Annotated in this window: 10 protein-coding genes, 1 tRNA gene, 1 rRNA gene and 1 pseudogene; 8 read left to right on the forward strand and 5 right to left on the reverse strand. The window is 58.7% G+C overall.

Features of this window, described 5'->3' with window-relative positions; genetic code table 11:
• A partial coding sequence (locus tag BLT75_RS24555) for an AMP-binding enzyme (RefSeq protein ID WP_425441154.1) occupies positions 1-353 on the forward strand: 353 nt, incomplete at its 5' end.
• 320 nt (positions 354-673) lie between these two features.
• Positions 674-1030 carry a calcium-binding protein gene (locus BLT75_RS23285; protein WP_093037989.1) on the forward strand — a complete coding sequence of 119 codons (357 nt, stop codon included), beginning with the start codon at positions 674-676 and terminating at the stop codon, positions 1028-1030.
• Between the two features lie 95 nt (positions 1031-1125).
• Here the strand turns inward: BLT75_RS23285 and BLT75_RS25155 are convergent, their stop codons facing one another.
• From BLT75_RS25155 to BLT75_RS23295, 3 genes and pseudogenes are all read right to left on the reverse strand, one after another.
• A complete protein-coding gene (locus BLT75_RS25155) occupies positions 1126-1302 on the reverse strand; it encodes an HGGxSTG domain-containing protein (protein WP_281243205.1) in 177 nt (58 codons plus the stop codon).
• Positions 1303-2212: 910 nt separating this feature from the next.
• Positions 2213-4309, reverse strand: a complete 2097-nt coding sequence (locus BLT75_RS23290; protein ID WP_093037992.1) for a calcium-binding protein — start codon at positions 4307-4309, stop codon at positions 2213-2215.
• 520 nt (positions 4310-4829) lie between these two features.
• Positions 4830-6050: pseudogene (locus BLT75_RS23295) on the reverse strand (IS1380 family transposase); the annotation flags it as partial.
• A 136-nt stretch (positions 6051-6186) separates the two neighbouring features.
• On the opposite strand from BLT75_RS23295, the gene BLT75_RS23300 reads away from it, so the two are divergent.
• From BLT75_RS23300 to BLT75_RS23325, 6 genes are all read left to right on the forward strand, one after another.
• Positions 6187-6897, forward strand: a complete 711-nt coding sequence (locus tag BLT75_RS23300) for a hypothetical protein (RefSeq protein WP_093037995.1) — start codon at positions 6187-6189, stop codon at positions 6895-6897.
• A gap of 52 nt (positions 6898-6949) precedes the next feature.
• Positions 6950-7126, forward strand: a complete 177-nt coding sequence (locus tag BLT75_RS24560; RefSeq protein ID WP_176828236.1) for a hypothetical protein — start codon at positions 6950-6952, stop codon at positions 7124-7126.
• Positions 7098-7307, forward strand: a complete 210-nt coding sequence (locus BLT75_RS23310) for a helix-turn-helix domain-containing protein (protein ID WP_093038001.1) — start codon at positions 7098-7100, stop codon at positions 7305-7307. The genes BLT75_RS24560 and BLT75_RS23310 overlap by 29 nt, the downstream gene beginning before the upstream one ends.
• 166 nt (positions 7308-7473) lie before the next feature.
• Positions 7474-9174, forward strand: a complete 1701-nt coding sequence (locus tag BLT75_RS23315; protein ID WP_176828238.1) for a site-specific integrase — start codon at positions 7474-7476, stop codon at positions 9172-9174.
• The gene (locus BLT75_RS23320; protein WP_143028660.1) at positions 9171-10214 is read left to right on the forward strand and encodes a tyrosine-type recombinase/integrase; all 1044 of its coding nucleotides are present in this window, start codon (positions 9171-9173) and stop codon (positions 10212-10214) included. Before BLT75_RS23315 ends, BLT75_RS23320 begins: the two co-directional genes overlap by 4 nt.
• Positions 10211-11947: a recombinase family protein gene (locus BLT75_RS23325; protein WP_093038009.1), complete on the forward strand. Its 1737-nt coding sequence runs from the start codon at positions 10211-10213 to the stop codon at positions 11945-11947. Before BLT75_RS23320 ends, BLT75_RS23325 begins: the two co-directional genes overlap by 4 nt.
• Here the strand turns inward: BLT75_RS23325 and BLT75_RS23330 are convergent.
• Both BLT75_RS23330 and rrf read right to left on the reverse strand, forming a co-directional pair.
• Positions 11904-11980, reverse strand: a tRNA-Met gene (locus BLT75_RS23330). The genes BLT75_RS23325 and BLT75_RS23330 overlap by 44 nt on opposite strands.
• A gap of 47 nt (positions 11981-12027) precedes the next feature.
• Positions 12028-12142, reverse strand: a 5S ribosomal RNA gene (rrf, locus tag BLT75_RS23335).
• Positions 12143-12229 lie beyond the last annotated feature (87 nt).

Genomic DNA, 12229 nt, shown 5'->3' on the forward strand with positions numbered 1-12229 from the left:
GCGACGACGGGCTCTGGGGCTCGTTCGGGGACGATGCACATAAGCACGTGCTCAGGCATAGGCCTAAGCCTCCATGGTTATGCCCAAGTGTCCGGTCGAAACGGGGGCCAGTTCATTTCGGGATTCCGGATGCGAAATTCGGCGAAGGGATTTGCGCCTGGGTCGTGGCCAAGCCGGGAACGGAACTCGACACCGAGGAATTGCGGGCATTCTGCCAGGGCCAGATTGCCCATTTCAAGATACCCAGGCATTTCCGGGTGGTTACCGAACTACCGATGACCGTCACCGGAAAGCCGCAGAAATTCGTGATGCGGGATCGAATGATCGACCTTCTTGCCGGCGGCGTTGCCTGACGGCGCTGGCTCGCGGCAGGCAAGCCCACGCAGGGCATCTGGTCGAATGTTGACCTGGCGTTGACAAGAATTGGGAAAGCAAAAAACCGAGCGTTGTACTCGGCTTTTAAGCATCTGATATTCTTGATAGTTTTGGTTGCGGGAGCAGGATTTGACCTTTACCGAACATCGGATTGGCTTATGTGGCCCCACATTCCCCAAGTAACCCGCTGATTTCGCAGCCTTGAGTGTTGCATTTGCACTATAAATCATATGTTTGCCGGGAGATCGGGGCGCATTTCATGGAACACTCTGTGGGTGCGGGCTAAGCAAACGACGAACTGTTCGGCGGGCTGGGCAACGACCAGATTGCGGGCGGCGACGGCAACGACACGATCTACGGCGCGGCGGGCGATGACACGATCGACGGTGGTGCCGGTGACGACGAGATGTATGCGGGCCCAGGCGCGGATGTCATCGTGTTCTCGCAAGGCACCGATACCGCGCTGTTCTTCTCGACGGCATTCGACCAGATTGACCTGTCGGGCGTCGCGGAAATCACCGATTTCGCCGACCTGTCCGCCAACCACCTGGCCGATGTCGGCGGCAACGCGGTGATCACCGACGGGCTGGGCAACTCGTTGACCATCAGCGGCGTGCTGAGCGCAGCATTGACTGCCGACGACTTCATCTTCTGAGGCACCGGCGTGGCGGCTTGAAACCAGTCTGGTTCAAGCCGCTCGGTCGGACGCCAGTCCGACGAGTCCCCCGGCAGGTCAGGCGCGGTATGATTTCACAACTTGGGTTTACCTGTCGGCCCAGCGCTCAAGCCGCTATGCTGCCGACAACGTCGCTGGCCCGAGACGGCGCGTGCTTTGCATTGCCCCCCGACGCGAGTTCTTGCACCGCAGATCGAGCGCTGAGTTTTGGGCAATGGGTCGCCATTGTCATCAAGGCCGATCTCCGCCATCCGCTCGCAATTTGTCCCAAGGCACCGCGAACAGCACTTCCGGTAATTCGGGGGCTTGTGAGCTTCTGCTGGGCATGCACGCCAGCTTGAGTGACGTGAGCGGATTTATCCGAGAAAATTCTAGTTTTTTCGCCCCATATCTACAAAGAGGATTGCAGTCTTTACAACGGCGAACTGAGCATTTCACCGAACAATATCCGGCCCCCGCTCCTTCCCCCCGTCTCGCGGGGGAAGGCCCTTCGCTCCCTGATCCGTATCCACACGATGCCAGTTGTCGATGGCCAGTCGCTTCCCCGCAGGCCTCTCACCTGCCCCGTCTTGGCCGCCGAACGCCTTGACGGTCCCCGATCTACCGCGTGGGCATTTACGCCCAGAGCGACAGCCGGTGGGTTTCGTAGTCGTGGTTCTGCGCCAGCCCAGAAGGAGTCGGTTTGGCGCGGGGTGGGGTAGTCCCCGGATCATCGTCTGCACTTGGTGGCCGGTGAGCAGGCGTACCGTGGCGACCATCTTCCAGTCAGCAACACATGGAAAACGGTCGGTCCAAACCATGCGCGCAGGACCTCCGTGATGATGTGGTGCACCTACGGAATGCCCGCTGACAGATTGGAAAACAAATCCTGAACAGTCGAAGTGTAGCGATCTTCCAAAATTTTTGGATCAGAACACTAGGTGACTGGGGCGAGAGGTGCTTGTTGGTAAAACAAAAAAAATCCCAACAGACCAAAGAAAAATGCCGGTCAACCGCCGAACACTATCGGTAGTCGCTATGTCGGCAGGCACTTCGTGCTACGAAAGCAAGAACATCAGCTAATAGGTATAAATTCACAGTTTCTTTAGCCAATCTCCATTGAACGCAAAAACCCCGCCAGACACCAATGGGTCGGCGGGGTTTTTCTTGCGCGTACAGAAGTCAGAACAGGAAGTCGTCGGCGCCGAGATCGGCGATCAGGAGCAGGTCGAGCGTCAGCGTGTTGCCAAGCCCGTCGTCGATCACCGCGCCCTGGTCTGTGTCGCTCAGGTGGTTGGCCAGCAGGTCCGCGAAATCAGTGATCGCGGCGACGCCGGACAGGTCGATCCGGGCACCGCTGCCGGGCGCAAAGGCCAGCACAAGGTCGTGCCCGTCGGAAAACACGATTGTATCGGTCTCGGACCTTGCGATCACGGTATCGTCGCCAGCCCCGCCATCGAGCAGGTTGGTTCCCGATCCGCCGTCAAGCCAGTCGTTTCCATCGCCGCCGCTCAGCGTGTCGTTACCGGCGCCGCCCCAGATCTGATCATCGCCCTCCTCGCCGGACAGGCTGTCGTCGCCGGTTTGTCCGCCGCCTAAACGGTCATCGCCCGCGCCGCCCGAGGCTGTATCGTTGCCGTCGCCCCCCCAGAGCCCGTCGTTGCCATCCCCGCCGGTCAGCGAGTCGTGGCCCTGGTCGCCGTAGACATTGTCTGCTCCAGCGCCGCCGGTCAGAGTGTCATTGCCATTGTTGCCGTAGACTTTGTCCGCCCCATCGCCGCCGACCAGCGAGTCGTCGCCTGCTTCGCCGAAAATTAGGTCGTCACCCGCGTCGCCATGGGCAGTGTCGTTGCCATCCCCGCCAAAGAGCTCGTCGTTTCCGTTCCCACCGGTAAGCCAGTCATTGCCTTCGCCGCCATCGACACTGTCTGCCTCAGCGCCGCCTGCCAAGGTGTCATTGCCAAGGTCACCACTGACAAAGTCTGCCCCTGCACCACCGTTCAGCGAGTCGTTGCCTCCAAGGCCGTAAATTTGGTCGTCACCTGCGCCGCCATCAACAGTGTCGTGGCTTTCAACGCTTGATTGGCCATAGTCATCGTCCCCGTAAATTCGGTCGTCACCTGCGCCGCCAAAAATATTGTCTCTCCCGCGGCCACCGTAAATTCGGTCGGCACCTGTGCCGCCATTTATTTCGTCGTCGCCTCCGTCCCCACCGATAAGGTCGTCGCCATCGCCGCCATCGAGGCTGTCATTTCCGGTGCCGCCAGAGATGTCGTCGTTACCGGCATTTCCCACCAGACTGTCGTTGCCATAGCCGCCACTGATTCTGTCATTTCCGGTGCCGCCTATGATCGTGTCGTTGCCATGGTCCGAGTAGTCAGGTCCCCAAGTATCTCCAGACGCAATTAGTCTGGCCTCCGGCCCGATCGCCTGGATCAGGTCATTGCCGGGGCCACCGTATACTTCCGCCCAACCTTCGACATTGACGGTGTCATCGCCAAACCAGGTAAAGACCCGAGTTCCGGAGTAACCAAAAAAGGAAAAGAATTCGTCGTGAACGACGGTAACAAAATCGGCATCATCGCCTGTGTGCACTTCGGTGCTACTGTCATCCAAAATGACCGTATCCGCGCCTGCCCCGGTCCAAATCTGGGCGCCCATGCTGCCCACGACCGAGTCGTTGCCGACACCGGTGCCGATCCGGGCATAGTTTCCGGCGTTCGTGACGGTGTCGTCACCGCTGCCCGACCATATTTGGTCGCCGCCACCATTGCCGTCGATCCAGTCGTCGCCGGCAAACCCCTCGATCGAGTCGCGGTCCGCGTTGCCGATGATTGTATCATCCAGCCCTGTCCCAACCAGATGCTGCCAATTGTTCCGGGAAACGGAAAGCCTGTAACCGCCATCGGGCTGGATGTGCGACCCCCAAAACCCGTTAAATGTAGCCCGAAGGTAATACGTTCCGGTTTCCGTCGGCGTGATGGTTATCTGAGAGTTCGAACCGTTACGGTTGTCATTCGAATCCAGTTCATTCCCGGCCAAGTCAAACAGGAACAGGTAAGGGTCAAGCAATCCAGCCCCTTCCATTCGAATGATGTAGTCCGTCCCAGCCTCCAACTCCACCGACACCCAGTCGCCACGATCCCCGATTGAGGCGTCAATCGTGCCGTTGAGAACCTGGTTCGGGATCAGGGAAACGGAAGTGGACAGATCGTTCGGCAGATCATCGGTTTCCGTGAAAGGAGGATTTGAGGCGAGATCGCCAGTTATCAAGGCCATTTCAACAGTCCGTTAGGGTTTCGAATTCAGACTTCACTGGTAGTTTGCAGGCAACACAGTGTAAAGTAGCGATACGTGAAGCGGTCGGTTGAAATTCACTTTTAACGATAGCCGCGTAATGGAGGCATGGACGGACGCCAACCATCATTGCGGCCCGGCCATCCGACGTGGGTGTCATGGAGTCGTTCGGAGGTTTACCGAGGAAGGCCGAGCCGCAGAACCGTTCCCGGACCCACGCCAATGTGGCGTCGGCTGTTCGATCCGTTCGCGCGTTTCCTGAACAGTCGACGCCATCTTAGCCGACATTCCCCAAGTAGAACGCTGGTCGGTTCATCTTGCAGCCAATTTCCGTGCCAATCAATCTTCTTGGACACGCTGTGCCGGTGTATGTGCGTCAGGCGCCTGCGCTGAGCGCGGTTTCTGGTCTCGACGGCCGGGTTTATCCGGTTTTCGGTCGGATCGGCGCGCAATTCGGCAGACCAGTCGAGCCGGGTTCGTTCGGGTTTTGCCGTTGACACCGTCATGTTGGAACCGGTGGCGCACGCAGCCTCTGGATGGCCGTGAGGATACGACTGAACAGAGCGCCGCTAACGGCAACCTCGGCAAGCTGAAAAGTGATAGCGCGGGCATGGCGGACAACCCGCGCACCGATTTTGATCAGCCGGGTTTACAAGCTGGTCAACGACCAATCGGCCATCTCCTCGGGAAGGTCTGTGCCTTGCAGGAAGATGCCGAGATTGTATGCCAATGCATGAAGCTTAAGCCGCACCTCGTTCTGAGCCATGCCCTTGCAGGACAGCCTGGTCCAGTTAATCGCCTGCTTGCCTTCCTTGATGTGCTGCTCGACGGTGCCACGCTGATTGTAGAAGTGGATGATCCAGTCCGGGTCCATCGGCAGGTTCGTCACGACGAAGCCGACGCGGGGGAACAGTTCGCCGGGGTGCCACTCGACCTTGGCAATAACGCGCCGGGGCTTGTCTCACGACGCCGCCTGATACTAGAAGTCACCGTAGATGCGCCGCACATGGTTGGGCGGACGCCCCACCGGACGCTTGAGCAGATGCGCGATCCTTCCTTGCAGGACGCGATTGGCACGCAAGCGGATGACATGGAATTAGCGCTCAGCCTCCAGCATCTCGTATAGCTCTGGGATGGCGAAGGCTGCATCGGCCCGGAAGAACCGCATCAGGTGACGACCCGCATATCGCGCAATCACTGGCTTCAGAACCTCTTCCCATCCCTCGGCGCTGTGCACATTGCCGGGGCGCAGAGCACACCGTTCGAGGTGCCCAAACTGGTTGAACACGAACAGCGGGTGATAGCACATGCAGCCGAAATGACCGTTCCACGCCGTTCCTTCCTGCGCACCGTGGGTCGGGCTGACCGAACTGTCCATGTCCAGTGTGATCCACTTGGGCGGCACCGTTGCATGAACCCGGTCGATCCAGTGCCCCGGCAGATCAGCCAATACAGCGCGATTGTCAGTCGTCGCCAGAACCTCGGTCTCGAACCGCCCCATCTGGCTTTCAGAGGCAGCGTGAGTATCGATGGCCCGTCCACCGACGACCTGACGCATCACCGGATCGCGCGCCAGACGATCCGCGTCATTCACATCCTCGTATCCCGCTAGCCGACCAAAGACGGACTGACGCAACAGCCCGACCAGAGTATGCAGGCGATTGCGGCCCGTCCTCGTGTCGCGCAAAACACCGCGCGCAAAGTCGTGCAGGCCGAGCACCTCACCAAATCCGATGAACTGCCGTATTTGTCCTTATCAAAACCCGCGTGCTTCCGGTTTCAGTCAGGCGTTTGTTTTCGTATTGTTCTCCAATCTCGAGGCCACGCCCCAAAGTGTCTGAACAAGGAGCAAACTGCACATGCCCAGGAAAACGATGAACTGGAAAGTCCAGCAATTTGGACCTGAGGGCGCCTTGAGCAAAGAGCAACAGTCAAAACTGGGCTTGGATCATGACATCGACGTCGGGGAACTGGCCCACCTTTCCCAAACACTGGCTTTCGCGCTCTCTCCCAGAACCGTCACAACGCGGATTTCAACCGTTATACGTCAAATGAATAAGGGTCCTGAGGAGTTGGAACTGGCCTTGCAGGATTTACGGCGAGCGGAACGATATTTGCTTAAAGGGTCTATACGCTTGAGTAGACTTCGCATTGCCTACCCCGCATTGGAAAAACAGGTCTCCGATCCCAATCTGCTCTACCGCGGCAAACTTTATGATGCCTTGGCCACTGTAGAACTATTGAACACCCTCTTAGCCAGAAGCGCTGGGAAGTTTGGTGTCTCAGCGCTCGACGAACCGGACAAACGAAGAGTCCGTGATGAGAGAAGGTCGGTTGTCCTTCGACAGATCTTCGATTTCTGGGATCAAATCGGTCGTCCCGTCACCATCAGCAGCGATGGCTCAAGTTCCGAAAGAAGTGGTCCGCTGGTAAAATTCGTGAACTCTGTGGTGCGCTATTCGACCGATCCACAAGGGACCTTGAACGGCGAGACCATCTGGTCCGAAATCAAGGATTGGCGGATCATGCAGAACCTCCATGAGATGGCTACTGTAGCAATCTCCAAATAATTCGGGATCGTCACACTTAGCTCTGTTTTCGGGATGCGGTCATGGTCATGGCATGACACGCGTCCCTGCCCTTTCCCCAACGCCTGAGCAAGATGGCAAGCAAGTCGATGCCGCGATCTTGCAGTTGATCGGCCTGATCGCACGTCAGGCCGCACGGGAGACGGCTGCGGATGCCTCCGATCAAGAGGACACGCATCACGATGCCACGCAATACACCACGGAAGACTAACCACACGCGCCAATTGCTGACCGTCAAAGAGGTCGCCCAGCTCGACAACTGTTCGGAAAAGACTGTGCGCCGCGCAATCGCGGCCGGCCTTCTGGATGTCATCCGTGTGGGTCCTGGTGGCCGCCTGATCCGCATCGATCCATCCGCTCACGCGGCCTATCGCCGGGCGCAGCTCCTATAGGCCCTGATGTCCACTATTGTCTATTAAAGTCAATGCATTGCGGGTATTTCGGGAAGACATAGTCACCGTTAGTTCTTAACTTTTCATGCTATCATTTTCCCGAATCGGACCTTGTGTCCACTCCGGTCCTCCCGAGACCTTTTCTGACCAAGGGAATGCGCACCCGATGACCAGCCAAAGAGCCCGTCCAATCGATATGGCCTTCGTGCGATCCGGTACGCCGATGTTTGCCGAGATCATCGATCAGTTGCAGGCAGACAAGTCGCTTTCCAACGCACGCCGCAGAGACATGATCTCCGGCTTGCGGCGCATAGCCAAGGCACTTGGTCTGCCGCCCCAGGATGTTCCCTGCGACAGTCGTTGGCTGCAACCACGGCTGGCCAAGATTGCTCCAGCAAGGCTCGGTCTGACCGCGAAGAGCTGGCAGAATGCCGTGAGCGACGCACGGGCTGCACTGGTGCATTTTGGGCTGGCCGAGCGCCGGTCCAACCGGATCGAAGACCTTACCGAAGACTGGCGCATTCTGTGGTCAAAAGTGCTCGCTGAGAAAGACCGCACGCTGCAACCTGCACTCTGCCGCTTCGTGTATTTTCTCAGCAAGATCGGTGTCCATCCTTCTTCCGTATGTTCGGATCATGCTCAGGCCTATCATGAGGCCCTTTTGCGCAACGAGATCAGCAAGTCACCAGAGGTGGGATTCCGGGCCGCTGTCAACGGATGGAACCTGGCGGTACGCCGTATTCCAGCTTGGCCAAAGATCATTCTACCGCTCAACTCTCGCCAGGTTATTATCGCCATCCAGTTGTCGGAATTTCCGACAAGCTTCCAGAAGGATCTGGATGACCTGATACTGCGGCTGACCAAGCCTGATCCTTTGGCAGAGGCCGGTCCGGGCAAAGTCCTGCGTCCGGCAACTATTTCACAATATCGTCGGCAACTGGTCAGATTTGCGTCCGAACTTGTTCATTCTGGCATCGCAATCGGTGACGTTTCCAGTTTGGATTTTCTGATCGATCCGGTGATGGCCGAACGGGGTTTGCGCCAGATGTTGTCACGAACCGACAATCAGACAACCAAGTTGATCAGCGAGACTGCCGCCTTGCTCCGCAACCTGGCCCGGATTCTGGATGCTCCGGACGACGTTCGGGACAGGCTGGTCAGTCTCGCCAAGCGCGTTGCAACCAAGCCTCAGACCGGGATGACACGCAAGAACCGGGACAGGTTGCGGGTTTTACAGGAGGAGAGGAACCAATTGCGCCTGTTGCTGCTGCCCAAGCGCATTTTTGCGCGACCTGTTGAAAAAGGTGGGCGGTTTTCCGGTTTGTTGGCCCGTGAGGACGCGCTCGCAATCGCCATCCTTCTGGTGTGCCCAATCCGGATCAAGAACCTTGCCGGCATTCACCTGGAGCGCAACCTGCACAGACCGGGCGACGGCCATGTCTATCTTGTCCTCCAAGATGAAGAGACCAAGAACGAACGCACAATCGAGTTCGAACTGCCGCGGGACATCATCCGGTGGATAGACGCGCACCTCAAATCTCGTGTTCCGGACCTGTGCCAATCCGGAACGCCATGGCTGTTTCCTCGCCGGGACGGGCTTGGTCCTGTTGGCGCCAACGCGCTCTCCGCGCGTTTGTCCAAGCGGATCCGCAACGAGACGGGTCTGGAGATGAACGCCCATCTGTTCCGGCATTTTGCGGTGATGACCTGGCTTGACGCCAATCCCGGCGGCTACGAGGTAGCCCGCCGCCTGCTCGGTCACTCTGCAGTCAGCCATACGATCAACATGTACTCCGGGCTGGAAGCGCGCTCTGCCACACGGGCTTTTGCAGACCTCGTGGCGCGCAAGAAGAGTCGACACCCATGAGCCTGATCATGCCCCTCTCTTCCTGGCCCGATCAGGATCGTGCAATGTGGCTCAACTTGCAAAAGTCGGGTGGGCCGCTGGATGATCGCGGGGCTCTGTCCCACCTCCGGGCAACGTCCCTCAACACGCTCGAACTACGATATGGACGCTGGCTGAGATGGTTGGAAACAACCGACCCTGATGCTTGTGCATTGCCGCCCACGGTACGGGCAACCATTGAAAGGTTGTCCGCGTGGCTCGGTGATCTGTCGCACACCAAACCAATGACCCGATTGATGTTCATCGACGGGGTAATCCGGATTCTTTCCGCTGCCGATCCGGGTAAAGATTGGTCCGCGCAGCGCAAGCTGAAAGCCGGTTTGAAGCGGGACGCCGGACGCGGAGATCGAGATCGTAAGTTGGGACGTATCCTGTCCAGCGGTGTTCTCTTGCGAGCCGGCATCACGCTTGCCACCAAACATGCCGAGGCGGCCGGCACGCCTCTCGAAGCCATGAAGCGACTGCGGGACGGAACAATGATCGCGATGCTGGCACTGATGCCGATGCGCAGGCGCGCCTTCGCCGGCCTGCGTATCGGGACATCCCTGATCGTGTCGGGCGAGACCATCATCGTGGCGCTGCCAGATGCACTGACCAAGTCGGGTCAGCCTTGGGAAGCCGAAGTTCCGGATGTTATTGCCCCCTTGTTGCGCCGCTACATAAGGGAGGTGCGTCCGGCACTGATGCAGCGGGGCGGAACGAAGCATGATTTTCTTTGGGTCGGCAAGAAAGGCGCGCCTTTGGAGATGTCATATCTCTCTTCAAGAATCGCACAGCAGATCCGACATTTGACAGGTGTACGCGTGCCGATGCACTTCTTCCGGGACGCGGCGGCAACGACCTTGGCGAGGCATTCCCCGGAAAGCGCGCGACTGATCCGTCCGATTCTGGCACATTCGAGCTTTGGAACCGCGGAACGTCATTACATTCACGCTCAGACCATCGAGGCCGGTCGTGACTACGCCGCGTTGATAAAGAAGAAGAGAAAGGCTCTGCGATGACCCGTGTTGCTATCTATTCCCGGTTTTCCAGCCAGTTGCAGCGGGACGCCTCGATCGAAGATCAGCAAAGATTGTGCCGTGAGCGGGCAGAGCGGGAAGGCTGGCGTATCGTTGAGGCGTTTTCAGATCGGGCGGTGTCGGGCGCATCCATGCTGCGACCTGGCTTGCAAGCCTTGTTCGACGCGGCACAGGAAGGACGTGTTGATCTGGTTCTTACGGAAGCCCTGGACCGGTTGAGCCGAGACCAGGCCGACATTGCCGCCATTTTCAAACGCCTGAGCTTTGCCGGGGTCGGTATCGTGACTCTGGCCGAGGGTGAGATCGGCGAGCTTCATGTCGGCCTCAAAGGCACCATGAATCAGCTCTTCCTGAAAGATCTCGCGGCCAAGACTCGGCGGGGCCTGCGGGGGCGCGTCGAAGCCGGATTGTCCGGTGGTGGCAACAGCTATGGCTATGATGTGATCCGGCGCCTCGGCGAGGACGGCCAGCCGGTGACCGGGGAACGTCGGATCAACGTTTTGGAGGCAGAGATCATCCGGCGTATCTTTCGCGATTTCTCGGTTGGGCACTCTCCCAAGGCTATCGCGCGTGAGTTGAACAAGGAGGGGGTTCCAGGCCCGCGCGGCAAGCTTTGGCGTGACACGGCCATACGGGGCCACCGCACCCGTGGCACCGGGCTACTGAACAACGAGCTCTATATCGGCCGTCTGGTCTGGAACCGGCTCCGCTATGTGAAGGACCCGGAGACAGGCAAACGCGTATCCCGTCTGAACGACCCGTCAGACTGGATCGTTACGGACGTTCCCGACATGCGGATCGTCGACGACGAACTTTGGGAGGTGGTGAAGGCCCGGCAGGGAGAGATCGAAGCCGAACCGCGCGTGCAAGCAATCAAGGCAACGCGGTTCTGGGAAAAACGGCGCGCGACCCATCTCTTGACCGGCTTGACCCATTGCGGCGCTTGCGGTGGTCCGTTGGTGGCGGTCGGACGTGATTACCTGGCCTGTTCCGCCGCGCGCAAGCTGGGCACATGCGACCATAGGAAGTCGATCAGGCGCAACGTGCTGGAAGAAGCTGTCCTTGACCTGCTCCGTACCAGGCTGATGCAACCCGAGGCCGTGGCCGCCTTTGTCAAATCCTACAGCGCAGCCGCAAATTCGGAAGCGGGCGCATTGCAAGCGGCACGGTCTCGACTGCAATCGGATCGCGACACTACCGCACGCAAACTCGATGGTCTCTATGAGGCGATTGCGGAGGGACTTCGAACACCTGGGCTCAAGGCGAAGCTGGAGGAACTGGAAGCCCGGATCTCCGATCTGGACGCCACGCTCCGGGAACCCGCCCCCGTACCGGTACGTCTACACCCGAACCTGTCAGAACTCTATCGCAACAAGGTGGCTGAACTTGCACAAACCCTGTCGGATCCAGAGATCCGCACGGAGTCTCTGGAGATCATTCGGGGCTTGATCGAGCGCGTGATTGTCCTGCACGAGGGTGAATGCATCGTGCTGGAGCTGGAAGGGGCGCTGACGGCGATGATTAGCTTGGCGCAGAATGACAAAAGCCGCCCTGCGGCGGCTTGTTCGGAAAAAGTGGTTGCGGGAGGGCGCAGCAGACGATCCCGACGCGCGGGGGCCGGAAAAGCAAAAGCCTCCGCGGCAGGACTGGCGGAGGCATCGCAAGTATCGTTGGTTGCGGGAGCAGGATTTGAACCTGCGACCTTCAGGTTATGAGCCTGACGAGCTACCTGGCTGCTCCATCCCGCGCCGGTTTTTTTTTGAGATCGTTTTAGAGAGATTTGAGTGTTTATTAGGTTTGGCGGTGACCTACTCTCCCGGGGCTTGAGCCCGAGTACCATTGGCGCGGAGGCACTTAACTTCCGGGTTCGGGAAGGGACCGGGTGTATTGCGCTCGCTATGACCACCAAACCGAATAAACACTCACTGTCCGCGCTGGGGAGATTGAGAGTGGCGGGGCTTTCCGGCGGAAAGCGGGTTGCCACCCGATTTGTCCGG

The organism is Ruegeria marina, assembly GCF_900101475.1.
Lineage (GTDB): Bacteria > Pseudomonadota > Alphaproteobacteria > Rhodobacterales > Rhodobacteraceae > Ruegeria_B > Ruegeria_B marina.

Coding starts and splice junctions, on each gene's coding strand:
- BLT75_RS25155 (WP_281243205.1), bottom strand. CDS start 1,302: ATGGCGGAGATCGGCCTTGATGACAATGGCGACCCATTGCCCAAAACT.
- BLT75_RS23290 (WP_093037992.1), bottom strand. CDS start 4,309: ATGGCCTTGATAACTGGCGATCTCGCCTCAAATCCTCCTTTCACGGAA.
- BLT75_RS23300 (WP_093037995.1), top strand. CDS start 6,187: ATGCCCAGGAAAACGATGAACTGGAAAGTCCAGCAATTTGGACCTGAG.
- BLT75_RS24560 (WP_176828236.1), top strand. CDS start 6,950: ATGACACGCGTCCCTGCCCTTTCCCCAACGCCTGAGCAAGATGGCAAG.
- BLT75_RS23310 (WP_093038001.1), top strand. CDS start 7,098: ATGCCACGCAATACACCACGGAAGACTAACCACACGCGCCAATTGCTG.
- BLT75_RS23315 (WP_176828238.1), top strand. CDS start 7,474: ATGACCAGCCAAAGAGCCCGTCCAATCGATATGGCCTTCGTGCGATCC.
- BLT75_RS23320 (WP_143028660.1), top strand. CDS start 9,171: ATGAGCCTGATCATGCCCCTCTCTTCCTGGCCCGATCAGGATCGTGCA.
- BLT75_RS23325 (WP_093038009.1), top strand. CDS start 10,211: ATGACCCGTGTTGCTATCTATTCCCGGTTTTCCAGCCAGTTGCAGCGG.